The organism is Nocardia sp. Root136 (assembly GCF_001427185.1).
In the GTDB taxonomy this organism is placed as follows: domain Bacteria; phylum Actinomycetota; class Actinomycetes; order Mycobacteriales; family Mycobacteriaceae; genus Nocardia; species Nocardia salmonicida.
On sequence record NZ_LMFE01000003.1, the window covers coordinates 19451 to 45084 of the forward strand.

Genomic DNA, 25634 nt, shown 5'->3' on the forward strand with positions numbered 1-25634 from the left:
CATGAAGATCACTCGATTCGCCCCTGTCGCACTGGCTCTCGCGCTCACCGCGGCGGGCTGCTCGCTCGAAAGTACCGACGCCGCACCGGCGGGCACCGTCAAGGTCGTCATCGGCTACCAGTCCAAGACCATCAATACCGTCACCGCGGGCACCCTGCTGAGAGCGCAGGGGTACCTGGAGCAGCGGCTGCAGAAGATCACCGACGGTGGTGGCGCGAAGTACCAGGTGGAGTGGCAGGACTACGACACCGGCGCGCCGATCACCGCGCAGATGGTGGCCGAGAAGATCGACATCGGCTCCATGGGCGATTACCCGTTGCTGATCAACGGATCTCGCACGCAGGCCAATGAACGCGCACGCACCGAGCTGGTGTCGATCACCGGTTACAACCCCAAGGGCGCACTGAACATGGTGGTGGTGCCCAATGATTCACCTGCTCGTTCGCTGACCGATCTGGCCGGGCAGAAGATCTCGGCCAGCGTGGGTTCGGCGGGCCACGGCACCCTGGTGCAGGCGCTGAGCCGGGCCGGGATCGACCCGGCCAAGGGTGTGGAGGTGCTCAACCAGCAGCCGCAGGTCGGGGCGTCCGCGCTGGAATCGCATCAGGTGGGCGCACTGTCGCAGTTCGTGGCGTGGCCGGGTCTGCTCGTGCAGCAGAACAAGGCCAAGCTGCTCTACGACGGCGCCGAACTGAATGTGCCGACCTTCCACGGCGTGGTGGCGCGCCGGACCTACGCGGCCGACCACCCGGAGGTGTTGCAGGCCTTCCTCGCGGCGCAACTGGACGCGACCACGTTCCTCAACGAGAAGCCCTTCGAGGCAGCCGATCTCGTCGCCAAGGGGTCGGGCCTGCCGCAAGAGGTCGTCTATCTCTACAACGGTCCCGGCGGTACCAGTTTCGACACCACGCTCAAGGCGAACCTGATCGCGGCGTTCAAGGACGACGTGAACTACCTGAAGTCGATCGGAGATTTCGCCGATCTCGACATCGACGCCTTCGTCCAGGACGCGCCGCTGCGCAAGGCGTTCGCCGAGACCGGCCGTACCGACTACGACACCGCGCTGGCGTCGAGGGTCAACCCGAGCAAGGTGACCGGGACCGATCCGATCTGCGCTGTGGCGGTGAGTGATCCGGCACTGGCCGGCGAGGTCTGGGTCGACGGCGCCGACAAGCCCCAACCCGCCGCGAACCCCGGCTGCCTGTTGCGGGCGGTGCAGGCGGCGAAGGCGCAGGGCAAGACGATTCGCGCGGTGTATGTCCCCGATGCCGAACTGGGTACTCGCTGGTTCGCCGACAAGGCCATCTGGTTGCGCGAGGGCACGCAGTTCCTGCCGTTCACCACACAGGCAGCGGCCGACCGCTATCGCGGTACCCATCCCGCCGCCGCGCCGGTCTCCTATGAGCAGGCCGTCACGGAAGTCCGCGGATGAGCACGGCTTCCGGGCTGTCCGCCCCGACCGGGACCGGTGTCGACAGCACCGATACCGCCGCGCTGCGCGCCGACAGCGCTCCCACCAGATCGGTGTGGGTCTCGCGGGTGATCCGAGTCGCCTCGGTGGCCGCGGCCGTCGGTCTGTGGCAGCTGCTCACCGCGGGCAATGTGCGTGCGGGGTTGCGGTTCGACACGCTGCCGACGGTGACCGAGATCGTCGCCGAGTTCGGTGAACATCTCGGGACCGGTCAGTACTACCTCGATGTGGCGCAGTCGCTGATCCGGATCGTCACCGGATTCGGTCTGGCCGCGGTCGTCGGGGTACTGGCGGGCATCGGGCTCGGTCGGTCGCGACTGCTGGCCGATGTGTTCGGCTCGCTGGCCGAGCTGATCCGACCGATTCCGGCGATCGCGCTGGTGCCGGTGGCGATCCTGCTGTTCCCCAGTGACGAATCCGGCATCGTGTTCATCACTTTCACCGCGTCGCTGTTCCCGGTGCTGGTGAGTACCAGGCATGCGACGCGGGCGCTGCCGACCATCTGGGAGGACGCCATCCGCACGCTGGGCGCCTCGCGGCGGGAGGTGCTGACCCGGGTCGTCGTGCCCGGCATCCTGCCCGGTGTGTTCAGCGGGCTGTCGGTGGGCATGGGTGTGGCCTGGATCTGCCTGATCTCCGCGGAGATGATCTCCGGGCGCCTCGGCATCGGCTACCGCACCTGGCAGTCCTACACCATCGTCGACTACCCGGCCGTGTTCGTCGGGATGATCACCATCGGTGTACTCGGTTTCCTCACCTCCGGAATCGTCGAACTGGCAGGCCGTCGGGTGACCCGCTGGCTGCCGCGAGAGGTTGCCTCTTAACCCTTCCTCACGGATAAATCCGGGGGATTTCCAGCTCGGACCGCACCATCAACCGCCCCGAAAGGAGGCCAACAATGTCTTACGTCGTCAACACTGACACGGTCGAGTTCTACCGTGGCCGCCAGGATTACAGCGGCGGCGTTCCGGTCACGGTCTGCGGCGTGCCCACAGTCCCCGCAACAGAAGATCCGTACATCCAACGCAAGCCGCTGCTTGGCTCTCGCTCCACAGCTCGCGCAGGTCATCGTGGTGTAAGCGGGCGGAACCAACACCACCCTTCGCCCCGCCCGCGTAGCACGTTCGATCAACTCTCGTTTCGCGGCACCGATCGCAGCGTCCGCCGCTTTCCGCGCCATCGTGGAACGGGCAAGGAACTTCGGCTTGAAGTCCTCCACCGCAATGGTGTGATAGTCGGCGACGACACGGCGAGCCCATACCCGCGCGGTGTGAGTGTTCTGCCTGGCCGCCTTCTTGTACAAGCGGGCGGCTTCACGCCGAGCCTGCCGGTAGCCGTTGCTCTGCGCCTGCCCCTTCGGCCGACGGCGGCGGGCCATCTTCCGCTGAGCACGCGCGAGTTCGGCGGCGCACCGCTTCCGATGCCCGAGATACGGCAGATCATGGTCGGGGTCGGTTGTGGTCGCGGTCGTGGTTATACCCCAGTCGATCCCGATACTGCCGGTCGCGACAGGAAGCGCGTCGACCGATCGGCGTACGACGAACGAGGCGTACCAGTGGCCGAGGCTGTCTCGGTAGACGCGGACCGAGGTTGGTGCGCAGGGCAGTTCCCGCGACCACACCACGGGGATGCTGACGCCTTTCGGCAGGGTCAAACGACCACCGCTGATACCGAACCCGCGCGTCGTGTATTCCAGCGACGGCAGAGCCTTCTTGCGCGACTTCACGACCGGCAGGCCGCGGCCCTTCACCTTGAACGACTGGTCCAGCGCTCGAGAGTAGGTGCGCAGCGTCTGCTGTTGGGCGACCTGCGATCCCTCACGCAACCATGTGGTGCGGGCGCGCGCTTCGGTGAGCATCTTCGACAGGCGCGAGAAGTTGGGTTTACCGCCCTCACGCCGCTGATGGACGGCTTCGTTCCACAGGAATCGGCAACGATGCCATTCGGATTCGAGCGCGCGCGCCGCGTGCGCGCCGGGGCGCAGACGGTAGGTGTAGCGCACTACTTCATCCACACCAAAAGTTATACAGCCCCCATCATCGAGCTGGAAACCATGCCCGACCATGTGCAACTGCTCGTCTCGTGTGATCCGGAGTTCGGGATTCACCGGCGGGTCAAGCAGATCAAGGGCCGATCCTCGCGAGTACTGCGCGCCGAGTTCCCCACCCTCATGCTCACCGACCTGGCCCGCGCTTCGGCCGAGGCCCGCCTGCCCACCCTGTGGACCAATTCGTACTTCGTCGCCACTGTCGGCGGCGCAACCCTGGAGGCAGTGAAACGCTATGTCGAGAACCACAAAGACGCTTGAAAGGCACTCCCATTCCTCCCCACGGATAAATCCGGGGGTTTCCTTGGAGCTTTCCCGATGACCACGACCACCGCCACGCCGACCGTCTCCGTCGGCATGCGTTTGAGCCTCGAGGCCGTTCGTATCAGCTACGGCCCCAAAACTGTTGTGCGCGACTTCGATCTGACCGTCGCGGCGGGCGAGATCCTGGTCCTGGTCGGCAAATCCGGCTGTGGCAAGTCAACGTTGTTGCGCGCCATCGCCGGACTGCGCAAGCCCGCCGCCGGGGTGATCCGCGCCGACGAGGACACCGTGACCGGCCCCTCGGCCGATCGCGCACTGGTGTTCCAGGACGACGCGCTGCTTCCGTGGCGCACCGCGCGCGCCAATATCGATCTGGCGCTACGCCTTCGGGGAGTGTCGCGCACCGAGCGGGCGCAACGTTCGCAACGCTGGCTCGACGAGGTCGGGCTCAGCGGCTACGCCGACTATCTACCGCGCGATCTGTCCGGCGGGATGCGCCAGCGAGTTCAGCTCGCCCGCAGCCTGGCGGGCTCGCCGCGCGCGGTGCTCATGGACGAGCCCTTCGGCGCGCTCGACAGCCAGACCCGTGCGGAGATGCAGCGACTGCTCGTCGAAACCTGGCGCGCGCACCCGACCACGATCGTTTTCGTCACCCACGACCTCGACGAAGCCCTGCTGCTCGGCGATCGGATCGCCGTACTCGGCGCCGGTTCGCTGCGCGCGGTCGTCGAGGTACCCGACCCGCGCGAACCGGTGGACCGGAGCGCCCTGCGGGCCCGAATCCTGGAGTCTCTGTGAACATTCCCGAACTATCCGACCGTATCCGTCTCGACTGCGATGTGCTCGTCATCGGTGGTGGCACCGCGGGCACCATGGCCGCGCTCACCGCCGCCGAGTCCGGCGCGAACGTGCTGCTGCTCGAGAAGGCACATGTGCGGCATTCCGGTGCGCTGGCCATGGGCATGGACGGTGTGAACAACGCCGTTATCCCGGGTAAGGCCGAACCGGAGGACTACGTCGCCGAGATCACCCGGGCCAACGACGGCATCGTCGACCAGCGCACCGTGTACCAAACGGCCACACGGGGTTTCGCGATGGTGCAGCGGCTCGAGCGGTACGGGGTGAAGTTCGAGAAGGACGAGTACGGCGAGTACGCGGTGCGCCGGGTGCATCGGTCGGGGTCGTATGTGCTGCCGATGCCCGAGGGCAAGGATGTGAAGAAGGCGCTCTATCGCGTACTGCGCCAACGGAAGATGCGCGAGAAGATCCGCATCGAGAACCGGCTGATGCCGGTGCGGGTGCTCACCGCCGACGGACGCGCGGTGGGTGCGGCCGCGTTGAACACGCGCACCGGCGAATTCGTCGAGGTGGCCGCGAAAGCAGTGATTCTGGCGACGGGCCCGTGTGGTCGGCTCGGCCTGCCCGCGTCGGGCTATCTGTACGGCACCTACGAGAACCCCACCAACGCCGGTGACGGCTATTCGATGGCCTACCACGCCGGTGCGGAGCTCTCCGGTATCGAGTGCTTCCAGATCAACCCGTTGATCAAGGACTACAACGGTCCTGCCTGCGCGTATGTGGCCAACCCGTTCGGCGGCTATCAGGTCAACGCCGAGGGTGAGCGTTTCGTCGACTCCGACTATTGGTCCGGTCAGATGATGGCCGAGGTCAAGCAGGAGATCGAATCCGCGCGCGGGCCCATCTATCTCAAGGTCTCGCACCTGCCCGACGAGACGCTGTCGACGCTCGAATCGATCCTGCACACCACCGAGCGCCCCACCCGAGGAACCTTCCACGCCAATCGCGGACACGATTACCGCACCCACGATATCGAGATGCACATCTCCGAGATCGGTTTGTGTGGTGGACATTCCGCGTCCGGGGTGTGGGTGGACGAGAACGCGCGGACCACGGTGCCCGGCCTGTACGCGGCAGGCGACCTGGCGTGCGTGCCCCACAACTACATGATCGGCGCGTTCGTCTACGGCGATCTGGCCGGCGCCCACGCGGCGTCGACGCTGGACCGGCTCGACGCACCGGCCGACCTGCCCGAGGACCAGCTCGCCGAAGCCCACGAACTGATCTACCGGCCGTTGCGTCAGCCCGAGGGACCGCCGCAGCCACAGGTCGAATACAAGCTGCGCCGGTTCGTGAACGACTATGTGGCGCCCCCGAAGACGGCGGCCAAGCTCTCGATCGCCGTCGAGACCTTCGAGCGGATGCGCTCCGAGGTCGACGGCATCGGCGCGCAGACTCCGCACGAACTGATGCGGGCCGTCGAGGTGCAGTTCATCCGCGATTGCGCCGAAATGGCCTCGCGCAGTTCGCTGACCCGCACCGAGTCGCGGTGGGGTCTCTATCACGATCGCGCCGATCTGCCCGAGCGTGACGACGAGTCGTGGAACTTCCATCTGAACCTGCGCAAGACGGTCGACGGGGCGATGGAATTCGTCAAGCGCTCGGTGGCGCCGTATCTGGTGCCGGTGCCCGGTCTTGACGATGTGCCCTCGGCCGAGTCGATCGTCGAGGTGATCGCCCAGCCCGAACTGGTCGGGACGCGGGCGCCACAGCGCGAGGCCCCCGTGCGCGACGAGGTCGCACCGGTATCGCCGTCCTCGCCGCGGCTGGTCACCCTGCTCGCACTGGATTCCCCTGCGGTCGAGGATGTTTCGAGCTACCTGACCGATCCCGATCCGGTGGTGCGCGTCGCGGCGCTGTCGGTGCTCACCGAGAACACCCCCCACGGATTCGCCGAGGAATTGGTGCGGGCGCTGGGCGATGAGGCGGCCTCGGTGCGCCGAGCGGCCACCGAGAGTCTGCGGGAACTGGTCGAGGTGCTCGCGGGGGCCGGTGCCCTGGGCGAGCATCTGGGCTCCCCCGATCCCCTGGTTCGCGCGACCGTCGTCGATCTGTTGCGCGCGCTGCGGGCCGGGTCGGCACCGGATTACCGTGCGGCACTGGGTGATACCGATCATCGGGTCAGGATCGAGGCGGTGCGCGCACTGGTTTCGCTCGACGATGCCGACGCGGTGTCCTCGATCGCGGGCGATGTCAACCGTGAGGTGCGCATCGCGGTCGCGCACGGGCTCGCCACGATCGGTGACGGCGGTGTCGAGGTGATCCGCGTGCTCGCCGGCGATCCCGATCCGCTGGTCCGCGCTGCCGCGCTCTCCGCGTATGCCGCGCTGGGCACCGCCGACGAGGACGACGCCGAACTCGGTGCGGCACTGCGACATTCCGCCTGGCAGGTGCGTGTCGGCGCGGCGCGCGGGCTGGCAGGTTCGACCCCGGAGACGGGCGTGGCGCCGTTGAGCGAGGCGCTCACCGACCGTCACCTCGATGTGCGCAAGGCGGCGGTCCTGGCCCTGTCGACCTGGCCGAGCAGTGCCGCCGCCCTCGACGCGCTCGAGTCGGCGATCGCCGATCCCGACGCCGACGTCCGTGCCTATGCCCGCCGCGCGGTGACCGCCGCAGGTCGCGACCCGGTCGACGCTGTTCGTGTCGACGCGGCACTGGCCGAGGCCAAGGCGTGATCAGCAACTCGTCGCGGCGTTGCCACAGCGCGGATGCGGCGCGATGGTCACTGCTCCGGGCGGGCGGCGTCGGGCCCGGAACACAGCGCCCGAACGCGGGCGAGCACTCCGATGGTCGGGCGTGCGCGACCCCCGATCCCGGTCGGCACAGCTCGGAGTTCGCGGACCCGTCGACGACGCTGTGTCACCGATCAGCGGGAAGCGCGCTCAGGATTATCACAGCTCGCCGTCGGTAGGCTGGCCCGATGAGTGCACTTCCAGCCACGTTGGTGAGGGTTACCGAGGATCTGGACGCGGTGACCACGGTCGGCCACGAGGACGATCCGGCCGATGCCGGGTCGTCGCGTGCCGACGTCGAGGCGATCTGGGCGTCGGTGCGCACGTGGTACGCGATGGGCACGACACCGGCCATTCAGGTGTGTCTGCGACGCAACGGCGCGATCGTGCTCAACCGGACCATCGGTCACGGGTGGGGCAACGCCCCGAGCGACGGTCCCGACGCCGAGCTGATCCCGGCGACACCGCAGACACCGTTCTGCGGGTTCTCCACCGCGAAGGGCGTCGCCGCCACGGTGATGTTCATGCTCATCGAGCAGGGCGCTTTCGCACTGAAAGACCCTGTGGCCGACTATATTCCCGAGTTCGCCGCCCACCGCAAGGGCGTGATCACCATCGGCGATGTGCTGTCGCATTCGGCGGGTATTCCGTTCATCACCGCACCGCACAGCGGAACCGCCGCGGTCCTCGACGAGGAACTCGCCCTCGCCGCCCTCACCGATCTGGTGCCGAGCTGGCCGCCCGGCCGTTTCCGCGTCTACCACGCGTTGACCAGCGGACTGATCCAACGACTGCTCGTCCAACGAGCCACTGGCAAGCGGATGCGCGAGCACCTCGCCGACCAGGTGCTCACACCGTTCGGCTTCCGCTGGAACAACTTCGGCGTCGATCCCGCCGATGTCGACAAGGTCGTACCCAGTGTGAAGACCGGTCCGCCGCAGCCGCGGTTGGCCCGATTCCTGGCGAACAAGGCACTCGGCGGCCATATGGACAAGGCATCGAAGGCGACCAACGACGCCTTCCTCGCCGCCGAACTCCCCTCGGGCAACCTGGTCACCACCGCCTACGAACTGTCGCGGTTCTACGAAATCCTCGCGCGCGGTGGAGAATTGGATGGAAGACGAATCATCGGGCCCGCCACGCTGCGCGCGGCGATCGCCCCCGCCGATCGCATGCCCGGCCTGGCCGGTCGCGTCAGCCGCGCGGGATTCGAGCTCGGCGCCCGCCGATCGAAATTCGGCCGCGATACCGGTTCCCATTTCGGGCGGAGCGGGCTCACCACCCAATACGGCTGGGCCGATCCCGACCGTGGCCTCTCCGGCGCCATCCTGACCAGCGGCAAGGCAGCCACCGACCTCGAACGGCCGTGGCGACTGGTCGCCCAGATCTCCGACACGCTGCGCCCGCTGGCGCCCGCCGATCGGCTCTTTCATCCCTGATCGAACCGATCACGTCGGTCAGAAGAACGTTCCACTGAAGGGCAGGTTCGGCGTGGCGAACAGGTTGTCGGCGGCGTCGACGGCGCCCGCGTGGTGCTCGACGACACGACCGGCGAAGGCGAGCTGGCGCCAGGTCGACCCGCCGAGGTAGATCGCGCCGAGCGTGGCGACATCGACGCTGACATCGGCCGGGTCGTCGACCCTGGTGATCTCGTCCGCGCGGATCCGGTATCGGCCGGTGTTGGCGGTGCGGATCGGATCGTCGACCTCGATGATCACCGGCGGTGCGTCGCGGTAGGTGCGGCGGGCCAGCGCGGTGGGGACATCGACGAGTCGCAGCCAGGTCTCGTCGTGCACCGCGGCGACCTCGACCGCGCGTTCGTCGGCGAACAGGTGCCGCAGCGGCGCGTCCACCGGCGCGAACGCGAAGGTCACCTTGTCGACGAGATCGACCGCGAGCAGGTGTCGGATCAGACCGAGGTAGGACTGCGGGGTGGTCGCCACGAGATCGTCGACGACGATCGTGCGTTCGCGGCTGGTGAACCAGTTCGCGGTATCGACCGGGTGGTAGCGCGCGAACCCGTCCTCGGCGCCGATCGGGCCGTGCGTCACCGTGTACAGCGGTTCGGCTGCGGTGCGTTCCTTGAGCTTCCACCAGTAATCGGGACGATCGATCGCACCGGTCCACGAGATCGCGGCACTCGCGTAGATCTGTGGGAACAGCTTCCACGCGTCGGCCGGTTCGACGAACCGCACCGGGCCGGACGGCGGCACCGTGTCGCGCAGGCGGGCTCGGCCGCGGCGAAGATCCAGGCGCGCGAAGGAACTCGCCACGCCGTAGCCGAAACGCTCGTAGATCGAGCCCTCGGACGCACGCAGGGTGGCCACCACTTCGCCACGCTCGGCGATGTCGTCGAGCTGTCGGCGCAGCAGGGCGGTGAGCACTCCTCGCCGGGTGTGCGTCGGCAGCACACCGACATGCGTCACCGCGGCATGGGCAACGCGCGCGCCGCCGGGGACGACCAGCCAGCTGGTGTAGGACTCCGCGGTGCCGACCAGCCGACCGTCGATGCGCACACCGAGCGTGCGGCCCGGTTCGGACAGGTGATCGCGATGCGGTGGCAGCGGTGGCAGTCCCACCATCGCCGCGCGGAACAGCGCACCCGCCGCGTGCAGATCGTCGTCGCTGTGAAGGGTGTCTACGTCAACAGCCATCCCCTCACTGTTCCCTATCCGGGGCAGTGCCTCTACTCGGGATCGACGAGAACAACGACGCCGGTCTGCGCTTCGAGCAGGTCGAGTGTGCGCGCGGCGGCGGTGTCGACGTGGATGCGGGGATGCGCCGGTGGGGTCGACTCGTAGTACGTTCCCGGACCGTAGAACTGGCCGTATCGCAGCACTACGCCGCCCACGGCGAGCACGGCGGATTCGTGGGTCGCGATCGCGTCGCCGCGACCCGCCGGCGGTGACCAGGCGATGCTTTGGGCGAGAAAGCGTTTCGCCCCGGCGGCCGTGGCGGCCGCGAGCAGATTGGCGGTGCCCTCGGTGCGGATACGGGAGTTCGCCTCCCCGGCGGTGGCCAGTCGCGCCACATCGTCGGGGAGGTCGGTGAGCTGGTGCATGACCAGGTCGGGGGCGAAGTCGACCACGGCGGTGGTGAGGCCGTCGGCGTCGTAGACGTCGTGGACCACCGCGTCGGCTCCGGCCGCACGGACGGCCGCCGCTTTACTCGGGGAACGGGTCAGGCCGGCCACCTCGTGACCGGCGCCGACCAGTAGTGGTAGCAACCGTGATCCGATGACGCCCGTGGCGCCCGCGAGAAAGATACGCACGTCCCCGACAGTAGCGGGGACGGTTCTCAGGCCCCGATGACCGCGTTCATTATCGTGCCCGCGCTGGTGGCGACCGCGCCGCCCGCCATGGCGCTGGCGATCATCTTCGGCGATTGCAGGCCTCCGCCGTTCCACTTCTCCCAGGCGAAGCGGCCGCCGCCATAGGTGATGGCGGTGACGCCGGACAACAGGATCATCCAGGTGAAATACCGGCCCAGCTGCATCACCTTGTCGGCCATCGGCGGTGCCTCCGGCGTGGGATTGCCCACCTGGGCGACAACGATGCCATAGGTGTCGTGCACTGCGGCCAGGATCATGCTCACGATCGGTGCTCCTTCGTCGGTTGTTCGTGGTGAAGCCGATGTCGAGAACTCGTGACGCGGTAGAACCCAGATATGTTGAACATTCAACCTCATGGGCGGATCGGTGACGTGGGCGACACTCCGCACAAACCATGACCGCAGTCACAGCCGCGGATCCGTGCCCGCGTCGCGCCGTGCCCCTAGTATCGAACGTGCGGGGCTCGTTCAGATTCGGCGCGACGAGGCGCTGACCACCACCTTCATCGCACGCCTACCGTACCGCGAGGAGGGCACAATGGCTTTCTTGATTCCCTTGTTCATCGCGTTTCTCTTGGTGACCGCCGCAGTGGTGGCGGCTTCCTACGCCACCGTTTTCCTGACCTATTGGTTTGAATCACGCCGGATCAGTCCGGAACAGTCCGACCCGCATCCCGCACGCTGAGCCCTGTCCCGACTCGATGTCCCGGTATCCCACGCGGTACCGGGACATCGTCGGTTTCGCCCCGATCGAAATCAGGGCAGATCGAGACCGGACTGCGATGCGATCACCGCGGCCTGCACGCGCGATTGCACGCCGAGCTTGCTCAGCACCCGGGAAACGTGCGTCTTCACCGTGGCCTCGCCGATGCGCAGGCGTGTGCCGATCTGGATGTTGGACAGACCGGCGCCGAGGCCGGCGAGCACCTGCCGTTCGCGGTCGGTGAGCGCGGACAGGTCCGGCGGGGGCGGGGTGTCGGCCACGCGGGGCAGCGCGGCGATCACCGCGCGCGTCACCTTCGGGTCCAGGACCGCGTCCCCGTCGGCCACCGCCAGCACGGCGCTGACCAGGTCGTCGCCGCCGACGGACTTGAGCAAGAATCCGCTCGCACCGGCCGAGAGCGCGCCGAGGACGTATTCGTCGATGGCGAAGGTGGTGAGTACCAGCACTTTGGCGCTGGTTTCGGCGACGACGGCGGCGGTGGCCTCCAGCCCGTCGACGCGCGGCATACGCACATCCATCAGCACCACATCGGGGCTCAGCGCACGAGCCTGCCGCACCGCGGCGGCGCCGTCGGCCGCTTCCCCGATCACCCGCACCTGCCCGGAAACCTCGAGCAGCATTCTCAGGCCCGCTCGGATGGTGGCGTGATCGTCGGCCACCAGCACGGTCACTGTCACTTGTCCCCCAGTGGAATTCGCGCCGACACGCGCCAGGTGCCGTCGTGTGGGCCCGCGGTGATCGCGCCGTCGACCGATTCCGCGCGAAACATCATGTTGCGCAATCCGTTTCCCTGCCCCTGAGCCGCTCCCGGTAGGATCGAATTCGTCGCGGTCATCACCAATCTTGTCGCATCGCGGCTCAATTCGATGTCGAGGGGCGCGCCTGGTGCGTGTTTGGTCGCGTTGGCCAGGGTCTCGCTCAGGATCCGGGTGACCACGGCCTCGACCGCGATGGGCAGTTCGAGGTCGGCGGGCCGTCGCAAGGTCACCGCACCGCCTGCGGCCTCGGCCGCGTCGATCAGGCCGTCCAGGGAGGAGAGCCGCGTGGTCACCGCGGTGTCGTCGGGTGCGGTCAGCAGTTCGATGGTGGTTCGCATCTCTTCGAGTGCGGCCAGACTGCCCGAGCGGATGGTCTGTAGGACCGCGATATTGCCGGGATCCTTCTGTGCCACTTCGGCCAGGATCGCCACAGCGGAGACGTGGCCTGCCACCGCGTCGTGCAGGTCTCGGGCCAACCGCCTGCGCTCCTCGCCGATCGCGGCGGACCGTTCGGCGTCGCGCGCGGTGAGCTCGGCGCGGGCAGCGACGCGTTCGGCGTCGACGGTGCGACGGGAGGCGCGCACCGCGCGCGCGTATCCGAGCGGCGACCAGGTGAGCGCGACACCGATCAGAGCGGTGTACAGCGCCGCCCTGAGGCCGACCACGGCCAGCGCCAGCAGCGATCCGCCCAGGGTGACCGTCAGCGAGAACCAGCCGACCACCGCGCCGAGCCGGTCCGATCCGGTGCTGACGGCCAGGTAGATCACGTCGGTCAGCGCGATCCACAGCGGCAGCGAGGGACCGTACACGAAGTCACCGGCCAGCAGGACGATCATCAGACCGAAGGCGAGGGCGGGCCTGCGTTGCGCGGTCATCTGGATCGCGAACGCCGCGCACAGCAGCGCCAATTTCGCGGGCGGGGGGTACAGGTCGCGGTCCACCGCGACCGCCCAGCCCCCGGCGGCCCACAGCAGCAGCCCCACCAGAAACACCCCGACGGCAGCGGAGGTCGCGCTGTCGAAGACGTCCGCGAACCTGCTCAGGAGCGTGCGCGGTGGTGGCATGCCCCATTTCAGCACACTGCCGTCATGCGGCGGGTCCCCCGAAAGGCGGACCGGACAACGACCCGAAGCGGGACGACGGTGGACCGGTGTCGCGGGCACAGTGAGGAAATGGACGAACTGAACAACCCCGTTTTGCTGACGATCGCCGCGTGCGAAGTCGGTTTCTGGGTGCTGGTGGTGGGCGGTTTACTGCTGCGCTATGTGATCCGGCTGCCGCGCGCGAGCACGGTGACGCTGGCGCTGGTGCCGGTCCTGGATGTGGTGCTGGTGGTCGCGGTGGCGATCGACCTGCATCGCGGTGGCGAGGTGACCTTCGCCCATCGGGTCGCCGGGATCTATCTCGGCTGCACGGTGATGTTCGGTGGCCGGATGATCCGTTGGGCCGATGAGCGATTCGCCCACCGATTCGCCGGTGGGCCGGTTCCGGTGAAGGTCCCGAAATACGGGCCCGAGCGCACCCGCAAGGAATGGGCCGATTTCTCCCGGTGGCTCGGTGCGGCCGCCATCGCCGGCGCGCTCACCGTGGTGTTGAGCTATACGGTCGCCGATGCCGAGCAGCGCGAGCAGTTGATGGGGATCTTCGGCAGCCTCGGCGTGATCACCGTGATCTGGCTGATCACCGGGCCGGTGTGGGTCACCGGGTCGCGCGGCAGCTGAGGCCGGCGGGACTCCGGGTGATCGAGCCGATCACCCGGAGTCCCGGCGTTCGGTTCCTCAGACGGTGGCCCCGGCCTGATCGGTGACGACCTCACCGATCCAGGGCAGCACCGCGGACCGTACGTCGACCGTGCGCGGGAGCAACCCGTTCGCCGCGAGGAGGTCAGCGGCGCGCTGCTGCTCGTCGAGGAAGTCCTCGCTCACCGGGTGCACGCCGAACGGGCGGCCGCGCAGCGCTGCTTCCCAGGCGTCGAGGTCGGCGGGGATGCCGCGTGACTCGGCGTCGTCGACGAAATACCGCGCCGCTTCGCGGGGGTTCGCGGCGATCCAGGCATCGGACTCCTGCAGCGCGGCCAGTACCGCTTCCACCGCGGCACGGTTGCCTTCGGCCAGGTCGCGGCGGGTGAACCACAGCGACGGGTGGCTGAACACCGAGGCGGTGTGGACCAGCGTGGTGAGCTCGGTGGCGGCCTCCACCTCCCGCAGGCCGGGGTAGGTGCCGACCCAGGCGTCGAGTTCACCGGCCAGCAGCGCGGCGCCGCCCCCGCGCACATCGACGTCGACCGGTTCGACATCGGCCCAGGTGAGACCGGCCTGATCGAGGGCGAACAGCAGCAGGGTGGTCTGCCACGAGCCGTGCGCGATGCCGACCCGCTTGCCCTTCAGATCCGCGGCGGAGGTGATGCCGCTCGCCGCGGTCGCGACCAGTCTGCCGTTCTCCACCCGGGGACCCGAGATACCCAGATAGACGATGTCGCGCTGGTTGGCGAGCGCGGTGATCGGCGGGGTGAAGCCGGTGCCGATGATATCGTAGCCGCCCTCGGTGAACAGCCAGTCCGAATGTTCGCTGGGCAGCGCGGTTTCGGGATCGACGCGTTCGGGCTGCGGCAGAGCGCGCAGGTCGACCCATTCGACCTCGGGCAGTGACCGTTCCAGGATCCCGCGGTGGCGCAGGACGAACAGCGAGTTGTTGTGCGGGAAATAGCCGACCCGAATGCTCATCGCGCGTCTCCGATCAGGCCGAGGCGGCGGGCTTCGTCGGCCAGACCGCTGCGCTGCCACTGCACGGCGAGGTTGGAGGGATCGAATTCGACCGAGCCGCCGAGGGTTTCGGCGATCGCCTGGTACTGCGCGCCCTCTTCGAGCAGCACGACGAACTTCGCCAGCTCCAGCAGACCGGCACGACCGATCACATTGGCGCCGCCGTTGGCCTCGAAGATCGCGACCAGGTGCGGGTCGACCTCGAGGCGGCCGAGGATGAAATCGCCCGCGCCGATCGTGCGGTCGATGTGCGGCGGGATCTCGCGCGAGAGGGTGAGGCGCTGCGAGGCGGCGTAGCGGATCGGCAGGGTGCGGTGGGTCTGGGCCCAGCCGCCGAGCCACGGGGTGTGGATGTGGACGACGGAGGTGATCTCGGGGTGCGCGCGGAACACCTTCGCGTAGCCGGTGACGAATCCGGCGGATCCCCTGCCGGACAGTACTTCTCCGTCGAAGGTGGCGACGACGGGTTCGACGGTGCGGTGGGTTGCCCACGGGCCGGGTGCGTTGAGCGCGACGGCGATCTCCTCGCCGGGTACCCGCTCGACGAAGTTGACGGTGCCGTTGCCGGTGACGGTTCCGGTTTCCCGGAATACCCGGAACGCGGTGTCGGCGTCGCGGGTGACCGCATCGACGAAGGCCGTGACAGCCTCCGGCAGACGGGTTTCGGTGGTGGTCATCGAAGGACTCCTGGGTTATCGGACCGTCTCGAGGACGGTCTCGGTGGACGGGGTGGTGAGCCGGGAACGGCCGAGCAGTGGGAGGACTTCCTCGCCGACGCGGTAGGCCTCTTCCAGGTGCGGGTTGCCCGCGAGAATGAAGGCGTCGACGCCGAGAGCGATCAGTTCGTCGAGCCGCTGGGCGACCTGTTCGTAGCTGCCGACCAGGCCGAAGGCCGGGCCACCGCGGATCAGGCTGAACCCGGCCCAGACGTTGGGCTGAACTTCCAGATCGCGGTAGCCGGTGATGGTTTCGGGCACCCATCCCGCGATGCGGGCGGCGCCGACGGAGTCGCCCTGGGCGGCGCGGTTGGCGGCGGCGCGGTCGACGAAGGCCCAGCCCTTCTCGATCTCGGCCCAGGCCGCTTCCTCGGTGTGGCGGGCGACGATGTCGATGCGGACCGCGAACTTGGGTGTGCGGCCGGTGGTTTCGGCGTTGCGGCGCACACCGTCGAATTTGGCGCGCAGGTCGGCGTAGGGCTCGAGCCAGGACAGGTAGTAGTCGGCGTGGCGGCCCGCCGCGGCGACGGCGGCGCCCGAGGAGCCGGAGAAGTACACCTCGGGGAAGGGCTGTCCGGCCAGGCCGGGCGGCAGCGCGGCGCCCTCGGTGCCGAAGAAGCGGCCGTCGTGATCGAAGGGCTCGCCGTCCCATACCCCGCGCAGCACGTCGAGGAATTCGCTCGTGCGCGCGTAGCGGTCGTCATGGGAAACCTTGTCGCCCCACCACAATTGGGCCGGTCCGCCGCCACCGCTGATGATGTTGTAAACGAGTCGCCCGCCGGTGGCGCGCTGCAGGCTCGCCGACATCCTGGCCGCCTGCACCGGGTGCAGGAAGCCGGGCTGGAAGGCGACCATGAAGCGGTAGGTGGTGGTCTCGGCGGCGAGCGCGGCGGCCACCGCCCACGGGTCGTCGGTCACCGGGAACGACGGCAGCAGCCCGCCGAGGAAACCCGCCGATTCCGAGGCTTTCGCCACTGCGACGACGTGGTCGAGATAGCTGTACTGGTCGAGTGCGCCGTCGCGGATGGCCGGTGCGATATTGCCCGGTCCGTACCCGCTCGCATTGCCCCGGTTGTAGCGGCGCGGGGTGCGCAGGGAAGCGTGGTCGCCTTCCATGCCGATGCGCCAATAGACGTCGATGGTCATGCGGTGAGCTCCTGCGCGGTGGTGAGGGTGCGGCCTGCCGGGTCGGCGAGGAACAGCAGATGTTCGCCCGCGCGATGGATTTCCTCGATGTTCGGGTGTCCGGCCAGCACGAAGGTCTGCACGCCGGCGCTCTCATAGGCCGAGAGTTGTTGTGCCACCTGCTCGTAGCTGCCGACCAGACCGATGCGCTGGTCGTAGCCGAGGGCGTCGAAGCCCGCCCAGCGGCCGTCGCCGAGCGCGTGTTCGGCCGCAGTGTCGGGGCGGTCCAGCTCGGCCCACTGTCGGTGGACCCTGGCCCAGGCTTCGTCCTCGGTCTCCCTGGCGATGATCGGCAGCTCCAGACCGACCCGTACCTCGCGTCCCGCCGCGGCGGCCCGCTCCCCCAATTCGGTGACGGCACGGGCGATTCCGTCGGGGCTCTCGGCGAACAGGTGCAGGTCACCGTGCGCGGCCGACAGTGCCAGCGCGGCCGGTGAGGTGCCGCTCAGGTGCACGCTCGGGAACGGCAGACCGGACAGGATTCCGCGGAATCCCCCGTCGATGACGTCGTAGTAGCGGCCGGAGTAGTCGAAGCCGGTGCCCGCGAATCCCGCTGCGCCGATCTCGTTCTCGTTCCAGACGCCGCGTGCGACGGTGAGGAACTCCGCGGCACGGTCGTAGCGCTCGTCACCGGTGACGCGGTCGCCGCGCGAGCGGGCCTCGGCCTCGTCGGTGTCGACGGCCAGTCGCCAGTTCAGTCGGCCTGCCGAGTGCCGCTGCAGGGTCGCCGACACCTTGGCCGCGTACACCGGCGTGCCGAAGGCGGGCTGGAATTCGACCGTGACCCGGGTGTAGCGAGTGGCGCGCAGGGCCGCGGCCGCCAGGATCCAAGATTCCTCGCCGAGCGGGTCGTAGGGCGCGAGTACGCCGTCGAAGCCGTTCAGCTCGGCGGCGTCGACGATCTGGGCGAGATCGTCGAACGGACCGAACCGGCCCGGCCGGACATCGGTGGCCTCGGTGGGCGCCGTCGGCGGGCCGAAGCCACCGCGACCACGCAGTTCGGACTTCGCGCGGCGGCCGTCGCCGCGGCTGGGCAGCCGCCAAGAGAACTCGGTCATGCGGGCACCCGCTCGGCAGCGACGAGCTCCTGTGCGCGAGCCAATGGCTCAGGGGCGACCCAGGCGTCGAGATCGAAGTCCGCGGCCAGGAAACCGTGGGTATAGAGGAACTGCTTCTGCACGCCGAGCAGTTCGACGCGTTCGGAGGTGAGCGAGGGATGCAGTCCGCGATGGAATTCGTCGCCGTAGGCCGCGGCGACTCCCTCTGGCCCGGACAGTGTTTCGCGCTGCAGCACCGCGCGGACGCCGTCGAGATCGCCGGCGGCCCAGTCGGCGGCGCGCAGGCTCTGCGCGAGGAAGCCGACGACGACCTCGGGACGGGACTCGAGCAGGTCGGCGTGCACGGTGATCGGACGCGGTGTCCCGTTGTTGACCCGCAGGTGCTTGGTGGCCGAGGCGTCGAGGTCGACCGCGACTCGGAGCCCGTTCTCCTTCGCCACTTCCTGGGCGCGGGCGCCCTTGACGTAGATGGCGTCGACCTTGCCGTCGAGGAGTTCGTCCACACCCCACGTCGTCGAGCGCCGTGCGCTCTGGATCGCGGTGCGCACCTGCGGATCCCGCTCGACATCGAGCTCGACGACCCGGACATCGGCCAGGGTCAGCCCGGCGGGGCGCAGCGCGTTGGCGAAGCCGTGCAGTGCCATCGCGCGTGGGAAGCTGCGTGCCTGGTCCTGAGCCCAGGCGGGGACGCCGACGCGCAGACCGGCCAGGCCCGCCGCGTCGGTGACCGGCGAATCGGGGCCGACCAGGATCGCCTGGGACTCGTCGATCCAGGTGAGCCCGATCAGGCGGGTGGGCGAACCCTGCGCGCGAGCAGCCAGGGCGGGCACATTGCCGCCCTCACGGATCAGGCCGGACAGGTCGTGCAGGAAATGGTGGCCCGCGAGCTCGGGACCGGCGTCCTGCAGGACACCGAATTCGAGGCCCGCGCTCGCGGCGGTCTCGCCGAGCCAGCCGAGGCTGTGCGCGAGACCGCTCGCGGTCGGCACGGGGCAGCGGGTGTACCACAGTGTTTCGGTCATGACAGGCTCCTGGTGTGTGGTCCGACGCCGAGCTGGGCGAGGAATTGCGTGCGGTAACCGAGGGTTTCGGGCGCCGCGTGATCACGCGGGTGGGGTAGGTCGATGACCTCGTCGACGGCGAAACGGCCGTGGTCGAGGATGATCACCCGATCAGCGAGGCGGATCGCCTCGTCGACGTCGTGGGTGACCATGAGGACGGCGGGCCGGTGCCGGGCGACGAGATCGCCGACCAGGTCCTGCATCTGGAGGCGGGTGAGCGCGTCCAATGCCGCGAACGGTTCGTCGAGCAACAGCAGTTCCGGTTCCCGCACCAGTGCCCTCGCGAGTGCGGCGCGCTGGGCTTCGCCGCCGGACAGCGTGGCGGGCCACTGGCCTGCTTTACCGTCGAGGTGGACTTCGTTCAGTGCGCGCAGACCGGCTTCGCGTTGCTGCTTGCCGCGCCGCAGGCCGACGATGACGTTGGCCAACACCCGCTTGGACGGGATCAGCCGAGGCTCCTGATAGACCGTCGTGCGCCGGGAAGGCACCAATACCGCACCGGCATCGGGGGTTTCGAGCCCGGTGAGCAGACGAAGCAGGGTGGTCTTGCCGGTGCCGCTCGGGCCGAGCAGCACCACGAACTCGCCACGGCGGATGGTCAGGTCGACTCCGTCGAGCACTGTCTTCTCGCCGAACGCCTTGCGCAGACCGGTGATCGACACCGCGACCGGGGCCGGTGCTTCGGTCTCGAGCTGGACCGGCGCGGCTGTTGTCGTCGTCATCGGATCGCCACCTGCTTCCGCCATGGCATCGCGTAGCGTTCCGCGAGCCGCACGAGTGCGTCGAACACCAGACCGAGCAGCGCGTAGAGCACGACGCACAGCACCATGTAGTCGGTGCGGTTGTATTCCTGAGCGAGGGTCACCAGGTAGCCGACGCCCTGCTGGGTGCCGACCTGTTCGGCGGCGATGAGCGCGGTGATGCTGATCGACAGGCACACCCGCAGCGCCATCAGAATCCCGGGCAGCGCGGCGGGCACGATCACCTCGACCACCAGCCGGGTGCCGGTGAGCCCGAAACTGCGAGCCGCCTCGACCATCTTGCGGTCGACATTGCGCACGCCGAGATAGGTATAGGCGTACATCGGCGCGGTCGTCGCCACCGCGATGAGCAGGATCTTGTACAGCTCGTCGATGCCGAACCAGGCGATGAACAGCGGAACCAGCGCCAAGAACGGCACGGCCCGCACGATCTGCATGGTCGAATCGACCAGTTCCTCACCGAGGCTGGACAGGCCCGACAACAGGCCGAGCACCAGCCCGACCCCGACGCCGATCGCCACACCGGCGGCCGCGCGCCCGAACGAGGCGAGCGCGAACTCCACCAGCTGGCCGCTGTCGAACAGTTCGACGAACGCCGACCAGACCGCGGCGGGGCCCGCGATCACCCGTGGCGAGATCGCGCCGCTCGCCGAACCCACCCACCAGACCAACACGATCGCGGCGGGGAGAACAGCACGCAGGCCGAGCGACAACCACCTCGGGCGCTGCCGGGCGACGCGCGCCCGGGGCGGGGCCAATGCGAGGCTGCTCACCTCACTTGCCCTTCAAGGCGGCGAGCTGGTCCGGGGTGAGCTTGGACTTCAGGTCGTAGAAGATGTCGCCGGCAGCGATCCGGCGCGAGATGACGCCGTTGTCGGCGAAGGTGTTCACCACATCGGCCAGGTCGGTGGCATCGGATTCGGCGGGCAGGCGGGGCACGGTGACCTCGCCGCCGACCCGGACGGCGTCGGCGAGCCGGTCACCGGTCAGCGCACGCGGGCCGGTCTTCTCGAAGACGTTCTCGAAGTCGGCGGGCGTGGCCTTCTGCTTCGCCGTGAGTCCCTGCAGCACTTCCAGGTACTTCGCGGCGATATCGGGGCGCTTGTCGAGGACCTCGGTGCGGAACACGACCACGGTGTTGTCCTTGGAGCCGACGGACTTCTCGGTGGCGATCTCCTTGGCGCCCGAGGCCTTGGCCTCCTGGTAGGGCACCAGGAACGACGCCCAGGCGTCGACCTTGCCGGTCGCGAAGGCCGACGCGGCGTCCTTCTGCTGCAGGGGCACCCGGGTCACCTTGTCGGCCGGAATGCCTGCCTGGGCCAGCGCTTTGAGCGTGATGTACTCGCCCTTGCCCGCGGGATTCACCGCGATCCGCTTGCCGACCAGGCCCGCCACGGTGGTCACGCCCGACTCCGGGGTCACCACGATGCCGCTCTGATCCTGACCCGCCGGGTCGGCCACGGCGACGATCTTCACGCCGACGTCCTTGGACAGCGCACCGACGACGGGACTGAACGCGGCGCCGGAGACATCGAGTTCGCTGGTGTTGAACAGCTTCAACATCGAGCTGAAACCCGGTGTGGTGCTGACCCATTCGATCTTGGCGCCCAGCGGGGCGAGTGCGGCATCGAAGGTGCCGTCGCGCTTGCCGACCGCGAGCGGGCCGCTGTTGCCCGGATCGGTGACCTTGAGAACGAACGAGGCTTGCGCTCCCTGTTCCGGCGTGGAGTCGGAGCCACACGCCGCGACAAGGGCTACGACGGGGACGATCGCGAGGGCGATCCGCGAGAAGGCCGGCAGCCTGCGGGACATCGGGGCTCCTGTTCGGGGCTGGGGGGTTGATGCCTTCGCAGCGTAGGAGCGGGTGCGGTCTCGAACGAGGTATGCCTTTCCACGGATCGGAAAGCTTGACAGCGGTGGACTTGTCGTTCTATGGCAGGTGATGCGGTTTCTCGGGCATCGACTTTCCATATACCGGAAAATCGGGAGGTCGTGGGCTCGAACACCTGTGTTACCGTCGGCCCTGTGGAGACCTCCAGCGTGCAGACCGTGACCAGGGCCCTCTCGGTACTCGACTGCTTCCGCGGTGGCGAGGAGCGTGGGGTCTCGGAAGTCGCCCGCGCCCAGGGCCTGGCTGTCAGCACCACCCACCGTCTGCTCGGCGCGCTCGTGCAGGCCGGGTTCCTGGAGAAGGACGCCGAGTCCAGTCGCTATCGGATGGGCGGAGCGCTGGCCGAATACGGTCAGATCGCCTATCGCCAGCACCGCATCTACCTCGCCGAGCCCTACCTCGAGCAACTGGCCGCCACCACCGGAGCGACCGGTTCGGTCGCCACCCGCCACGGGATCCACGCGGTACTGCTCGGGACCAGCCGGTGGCGCGAGAGCGACGGACACAAACTCCAGGGCGTGCGACTTCCGTTGCACGCCAGCGCACTCGGCAAAGCGCTGCTGGCCTGGTCGGACGCCGACGATGACGAATTGCGTTCGCTGCCCTACGAAGAGGGCACCGAGCGTTCGGTGTCGAGCCCGGAGGAACTGCGCGCGGAACTGATCACCACGCGCGAGCGCGGCTACGCGTTCAACGATCGTGAACTGGATCCCGGGTTTCGCACCATCGGCCTGCCGATCCTGGATTCTCAGGGTCGCTGCCGCTTCGCACTCGGCATGCGCGGACCCGCGACGCTGATGATCGACGAGCGGGTGCCGTTCTTCGTCGAACTGGCCAAGGTCACCGCGGCCGATATCGCCACGCGGTTCGCCGCCGACTGACGCCCTCCCTCGACACCGATCGCGTCACACCCTCGAAAAATGCCGCGCGGAAACAGTCGCGCCCCCGATACCGTGAACCCGAGTGGTTAGTCGATGCAACGAAAGGACCTCGGTGGCTACCGATACCGCGAGCCCGGCTGTCGGTCTGCGATCCGAACGAGGTCCGATCCTGGCCTCGCTCATGCTCTCCACCGGGCTGGTGGCCCTCGACTCGACCATCATCGCGACAGCGGTGCTCACCATCACCGACACTCTCGGCGGGTTCGCGATGTTCCCGTGGTTGTTCTCCATCTACCTGCTCGCACAGGCCGTGACGGTGCCGATCTACGGCAAGCTCGCCGACATGGTCGGACGCAAGCCGGTGATCCTGTTCGGGATCGCGGCGTTCGCGGCGGGGTCACTGCTGTGCGGACTGGCCACGAGCATGGTGGCCCTCATTGCCTTTCGGGCGATCCAGGGCATCGGGGCTGGCGCGATCCAGCCGATGACGATGGTGATCGCCGGTGATCTGTACACACTGACCGAACGCGCCAAGATCCAGGGCTACCTGGCCGGGGTGTGGGCGAGTTCAGCCGTGCTCGGTCCGCTGCTGGGCGGAATGTTCGCCGACCATCTGAGCTGGCGGTGGATCTTCCTGATCAATCTTCCGCTGTGCGCGGTCGCGGCCTGGATGTTGGTGCGCCACTTCACCGAATCGGCGGTGCGCCGCACCCAGCGCATCGACTATCTCGGCGCGCTCCTGCTCACCGTCGGTGCGGGGGCCATGATCCTCGCCCTGCTCGAAGGTGGCCAGGCCTGGGAGTGGACCTCGCCGGTCTCGCTCACCCTGTTCGTGGGGAGCGTGGCAGTGCTGGCGCTGTTCGCGGTCGTCGAACTGCGGACCGCGAATCCGATTCTGCCGCTGTGGATCTTCACCCGGCGCGTGGTGATCGCGAGCAGCACCGTCTCCCTGCTGGTCGGCGCCGTCATCCTCGGATTGACCTCGTACGTGCCGACTTTCGCCCAGGGCGTGCTCGGGACCACCGCCCTGGTGGCCGGACTGGCCGTCGGCGGGCTCACGCTCGGCTGGCCGCTCGCCGCGACCCTGTCCGGACGGCTGTACCTGCGCTGGGGGTTCCGCATCAGCGGCATCGTCGGCAGCACGATCGCCGCGCTCGGCTGCGCGACCACCCTGCTCGTCGGCCCGCAGTCGAGCCCCTGGCAGATCGCGGCGTCGTGCTTTCTCATCGGCTGCGGTATGGGTCTGGTGGCCTCCCCCACCCTCATCGCCGCCCAGGCCAGCGCCGAATGGCACGAACGCGGTGTGGTCACCTCCGCCAATATGTTCGCCCGCTCCCTCGGCAGCGCACTGGGCGTCGCGGTGTTCGGCGCCATCGTCAACGCCGGCATCCACGACCCCGACCGCCCCGCACCCGGTGAACTCGCCCACGGCATCCACCTGGTCTTTGTCGCGATGCTCGCCATGGCTGTCGTCATGCTGATCGCCGCAGCGACCATGCCGGGCCGCAGCCACGGCGCATCGGCGGTCAGTGCGCCGTGATCCACTGCGCGATGTCGGCCACGACCGCACCGTCGACGTGCTGCGGCCGCGCGTAATCGGCGGGCGTCGAGGGTGAGTCGCCGGGAAAGAACAGGTGGTCATCGGCGGGGTAGGTGCGAATGTCGACATTGGCTCGATCGGCGAGGCCGGCTCGCCACTGCGCGAGATCGTCCTCGACGGTGACCTGATAGTCGCGCCCGCCCTGCAGGATCAGCATCGGGATGTCGAGGGTGGCCGCTACCGCGACCGGGTCATAATCGCGCAGGTCCAGCCAATAGGCGGCGGACTGGCCGAACGGGAGATCCTCGGTCGGCGTCTCGAGTGACAGCTCGGGACTGTCCACCCGTTTCGCCTGCTCGATCACCGTCGCGAGAGGTGGCAGTGCCGTGATCGCGGACGGATCCACCTCGGCGAGGTGACGCAGAACGCGCACCAGAGCCCACCACATCGGCGATGTGTCACCCGCCAAGGTGATGATCCCGGCAATCTCGGGGGCGGTATCGGCCACGCGCGGAGCCATCCTCCCGCCCATACTGTGGCCGACAAGATGGATTCGACTCGCGTCGATATCCTCTGTCGCCCTGAGGATGTCGATGGCCGCGAGGGCGTGGGGCAGGTACTCGTCGCGGACGGTGAACCCCGCGGTGGCGGCGACCGCGTCGGCGTGGGTGAGAGTGACCTTGTCGAAGCGCAGGACCGCGATGCCACGAGAGGCCAGTCCCCACGCGATGTCCCGGTAGATCCGGTTCGGGCCGACGGTACCGTCGCGGTCGAACGCGCCGCCACCGGACAGGATGACAACCGCCGGGTGTGGCCCCGGAGCCGACGGCACGCTCAGGACGCCCGCGACGGCGAGTTCGTCGGAACCTATTGTGACATCGCGATCAGCGAAGGCCGCCGGATTCACATACTCCGGGATCTGCCACGACTCGATACCCGCTTGCGCTGTCTCGTTGCCACCCATGGGTGCCCTCCACTCATCGTTCTCATCTTTGCGAAAGGTAGCACATGTGAGAATATTGACGCATGGACTCGTTGGAGCTACTGACACACCCCGTGCGCCTGCGCATCGTGCACGCGATGTCGGGCGGTCGGACGCACACGACCGCGCAGCTGTGCGCGCTGGTGCCCGAGTCCTCGAAGGCGACGGTGTACCGCCACGTCGAGCTGCTGGCGTCCGGTGGCGTGCTCGAGGTCGTCGACGAACGTCGCGTACGCGGGGCGGTCGAGCGGCGCTACCGATTACGCCGCGAGCGCGCGAGCATCGATGGCGCCACCGTGACGCCGGCGGACCATCGCCAGATCTTCGTCGCCGCGATGGCCACTCTGCTCGCCGAATTCGACGCCTACATCACCGACGACCGCGCCGACCCGGTGGACGATCTCGTCGGCTACCGCCAGCACTCACTGTGGCTCGACCCCGACGAACTCGCCCAGCTGATCACCGGCATGCGCGCCGCGATCACCCCCCACCTCGACAACGCGGCCACCCCGGATCGTTCGGAATACCTACTCAGCCCGATCCTGTTCCCGCTCGACCGTCGAGGCGATGCCACGCGGTGACACGCACGCTCCGGACGTAGCGGACATTCGAC

25 protein-coding genes and 1 pseudogene are annotated in these 25634 nt (G+C 68.4%); 11 read left to right on the forward strand and 15 right to left on the reverse strand.

The window, feature by feature from the left end:
- The first annotated feature begins 1 nt into the window (after position 1).
- Positions 2 to 1432 carry an ABC transporter substrate-binding protein gene (locus tag ASD42_RS15040; protein WP_056816939.1) on the forward strand — a complete coding sequence of 477 codons (1431 nt, stop codon included), beginning with the start codon at positions 2 to 4 and terminating at the stop codon, positions 1430 to 1432.
- The gene (locus tag ASD42_RS15045; RefSeq protein WP_056816941.1) at positions 1429 to 2295 is read left to right on the forward strand and encodes an ABC transporter permease; all 867 of its coding nucleotides are present in this window, start codon (positions 1429 to 1431) and stop codon (positions 2293 to 2295) included. Before ASD42_RS15040 ends, ASD42_RS15045 begins: the two co-directional genes overlap by 4 nt.
- On the opposite strand, the gene ASD42_RS15050 is transcribed toward ASD42_RS15045, so the two are convergent.
- Positions 2292 to 3536 carry an RNA-guided endonuclease InsQ/TnpB family protein gene (locus ASD42_RS15050; protein WP_056816945.1) on the reverse strand — a complete coding sequence of 415 codons (1245 nt, stop codon included), beginning with the start codon at positions 3534 to 3536 and terminating at the stop codon, positions 2292 to 2294. The two genes, ASD42_RS15045 and ASD42_RS15050, sit on opposite strands and share 4 nt — an antisense overlap.
- Here ASD42_RS15050 and tnpA point away from each other — a divergent pair.
- The 4 genes and pseudogenes from tnpA to ASD42_RS15070 form a co-directional block, all read left to right on the forward strand.
- A pseudogene (gene tnpA, locus ASD42_RS15055) lies at positions 3507 to 3779 on the forward strand (IS200/IS605 family transposase); the annotation flags it as partial. The gene ASD42_RS15050 and the pseudogene tnpA sit on opposite strands and share 30 nt — an antisense overlap.
- 57 nt (positions 3780 to 3836) lie before the next feature.
- Entirely contained in the window at positions 3837 to 4580 is a 744-nt protein-coding gene (locus tag ASD42_RS15060; RefSeq protein ID WP_056816949.1) for an ABC transporter ATP-binding protein, read from the forward strand.
- Positions 4577 to 7315 carry a fumarate reductase/succinate dehydrogenase flavoprotein subunit gene (locus tag ASD42_RS15065; protein ID WP_056816952.1) on the forward strand — a complete coding sequence of 913 codons (2739 nt, stop codon included), beginning with the start codon at positions 4577 to 4579 and terminating at the stop codon, positions 7313 to 7315. The genes ASD42_RS15060 and ASD42_RS15065 overlap by 4 nt, the downstream gene beginning before the upstream one ends.
- Positions 7316 to 7560: 245 nt before the next feature.
- Entirely contained in the window at positions 7561 to 8811 is a 1251-nt protein-coding gene (locus tag ASD42_RS15070; RefSeq protein WP_056816954.1) for a serine hydrolase, read from the forward strand.
- Between the two features lie 18 nt (positions 8812 to 8829).
- Here the strand turns inward: ASD42_RS15070 and ASD42_RS15075 are convergent, their stop codons facing one another.
- From ASD42_RS15075 to ASD42_RS15085, 3 genes are read right to left on the reverse strand one after another with little or no spacing between them, the layout of a single operon-like run.
- A complete protein-coding gene (locus tag ASD42_RS15075) occupies positions 8830 to 10026 on the reverse strand; it encodes a GNAT family N-acetyltransferase (protein WP_056816958.1) in 1197 nt (398 codons plus the stop codon).
- A gap of 32 nt (positions 10027 to 10058) precedes the next feature.
- On the reverse strand, positions 10059 to 10643 hold the full coding sequence (locus ASD42_RS15080; protein WP_056816961.1) for an NAD-dependent epimerase/dehydratase family protein: 585 nt from the start codon (positions 10641 to 10643) through the stop codon (positions 10059 to 10061).
- A gap of 26 nt (positions 10644 to 10669) precedes the next feature.
- Positions 10670 to 10960: a hypothetical protein gene (locus ASD42_RS15085; RefSeq protein WP_174555379.1), complete on the reverse strand. Its 291-nt coding sequence runs from the start codon at positions 10958 to 10960 to the stop codon at positions 10670 to 10672.
- Between the two features lie 280 nt (positions 10961 to 11240).
- Here ASD42_RS15085 and ASD42_RS34405 point away from each other — a divergent pair, with 280 nt between their 5' ends.
- On the forward strand, positions 11241 to 11387 hold the full coding sequence (locus ASD42_RS34405; protein WP_156677475.1) for a hypothetical protein: 147 nt from the start codon (positions 11241 to 11243) through the stop codon (positions 11385 to 11387).
- Positions 11388 to 11458: 71 nt separating this feature from the next.
- Here the strand turns inward: ASD42_RS34405 and ASD42_RS15095 are convergent, their stop codons facing one another.
- Positions 11459 to 12103 (reverse strand): response regulator, encoded by a 645-nt coding sequence (locus ASD42_RS15095; RefSeq protein WP_056816971.1) that lies wholly within the window; start codon positions 12101 to 12103, stop codon positions 11459 to 11461.
- Positions 12100 to 13248, reverse strand: a complete 1149-nt coding sequence (locus ASD42_RS15100) for a sensor histidine kinase (protein ID WP_056817287.1) — start codon at positions 13246 to 13248, stop codon at positions 12100 to 12102. Before ASD42_RS15100 ends, ASD42_RS15095 begins: the two co-directional genes overlap by 4 nt.
- A gap of 108 nt (positions 13249 to 13356) precedes the next feature.
- Here ASD42_RS15100 and ASD42_RS15105 point away from each other — a divergent pair, with 108 nt between their 5' ends.
- On the forward strand, positions 13357 to 13905 hold the full coding sequence (locus tag ASD42_RS15105; protein WP_056816974.1) for a hypothetical protein: 549 nt from the start codon (positions 13357 to 13359) through the stop codon (positions 13903 to 13905).
- Positions 13906 to 13962: 57 nt separating this feature from the next.
- On the opposite strand, the gene ASD42_RS15110 is transcribed toward ASD42_RS15105, so the two are convergent.
- From ASD42_RS15110 to ASD42_RS15145, 8 genes are read right to left on the reverse strand one after another with little or no spacing between them, the layout of a single operon-like run.
- Positions 13963 to 14907 carry an ABC transporter substrate-binding protein gene (locus ASD42_RS15110; protein WP_056816977.1) on the reverse strand — a complete coding sequence of 315 codons (945 nt, stop codon included), beginning with the start codon at positions 14905 to 14907 and terminating at the stop codon, positions 13963 to 13965.
- Positions 14904 to 15623, reverse strand: a complete 720-nt coding sequence (locus ASD42_RS15115) for a class II aldolase/adducin family protein (RefSeq protein ID WP_056816979.1) — start codon at positions 15621 to 15623, stop codon at positions 14904 to 14906. Before ASD42_RS15115 ends, ASD42_RS15110 begins: the two co-directional genes overlap by 4 nt.
- A 15-nt stretch (positions 15624 to 15638) precedes the next feature.
- A complete protein-coding gene (locus ASD42_RS15120) occupies positions 15639 to 16808 on the reverse strand; it encodes an LLM class flavin-dependent oxidoreductase (RefSeq protein ID WP_056816982.1) in 1170 nt (389 codons plus the stop codon).
- On the reverse strand, positions 16805 to 17905 hold the full coding sequence (locus ASD42_RS15125) for an LLM class flavin-dependent oxidoreductase (protein ID WP_056816985.1): 1101 nt from the start codon (positions 17903 to 17905) through the stop codon (positions 16805 to 16807). The genes ASD42_RS15120 and ASD42_RS15125 overlap by 4 nt, the downstream gene beginning before the upstream one ends.
- Positions 17902 to 18927 (reverse strand): ABC transporter substrate-binding protein, encoded by a 1026-nt coding sequence (locus tag ASD42_RS15130; protein WP_056816989.1) that lies wholly within the window; start codon positions 18925 to 18927, stop codon positions 17902 to 17904. The genes ASD42_RS15125 and ASD42_RS15130 overlap by 4 nt, the downstream gene beginning before the upstream one ends.
- Complete coding sequence (locus ASD42_RS15135; protein ID WP_056817290.1) at positions 18924 to 19688, reverse strand: ABC transporter ATP-binding protein; 765 nt, start codon at positions 19686 to 19688, stop codon at positions 18924 to 18926. The genes ASD42_RS15130 and ASD42_RS15135 overlap by 4 nt, the downstream gene beginning before the upstream one ends.
- On the reverse strand, positions 19685 to 20500 hold the full coding sequence (locus ASD42_RS15140; protein WP_056816992.1) for an ABC transporter permease: 816 nt from the start codon (positions 20498 to 20500) through the stop codon (positions 19685 to 19687). The genes ASD42_RS15135 and ASD42_RS15140 overlap by 4 nt, the downstream gene beginning before the upstream one ends.
- A gap of 1 nt (position 20501) precedes the next feature.
- Complete coding sequence (locus ASD42_RS15145; RefSeq protein WP_056816995.1) at positions 20502 to 21539, reverse strand: NrtA/SsuA/CpmA family ABC transporter substrate-binding protein; 1038 nt, start codon at positions 21537 to 21539, stop codon at positions 20502 to 20504.
- Positions 21540 to 21752: 213 nt separating this feature from the next.
- Between ASD42_RS15145 and ASD42_RS15150 the strand changes: the two genes are divergently transcribed.
- Positions 21753 to 22499: an IclR family transcriptional regulator gene (locus tag ASD42_RS15150; protein WP_056816998.1), complete on the forward strand. Its 747-nt coding sequence runs from the start codon at positions 21753 to 21755 to the stop codon at positions 22497 to 22499.
- Between the two features lie 112 nt (positions 22500 to 22611).
- Positions 22612 to 24039, forward strand: coding sequence for an MDR family MFS transporter (locus ASD42_RS15155; protein WP_056817000.1), 1428 nt, complete (start codon positions 22612 to 22614; stop codon positions 24037 to 24039).
- Here ASD42_RS15155 and ASD42_RS15160 read toward each other — a convergent pair.
- The gene (locus ASD42_RS15160; RefSeq protein ID WP_056817005.1) at positions 24026 to 25003 is read right to left on the reverse strand and encodes an alpha/beta hydrolase family protein; all 978 of its coding nucleotides are present in this window, start codon (positions 25001 to 25003) and stop codon (positions 24026 to 24028) included. The genes ASD42_RS15155 and ASD42_RS15160 overlap by 14 nt on opposite strands.
- Positions 25004 to 25065: 62 nt before the next feature.
- Here ASD42_RS15160 and ASD42_RS15165 point away from each other — a divergent pair, with 62 nt between their 5' ends.
- Entirely contained in the window at positions 25066 to 25602 is a 537-nt protein-coding gene (locus ASD42_RS15165; RefSeq protein WP_056817008.1) for a helix-turn-helix domain-containing protein, read from the forward strand.
- The last annotated feature ends 32 nt before the right edge of the window (positions 25603 to 25634 follow it).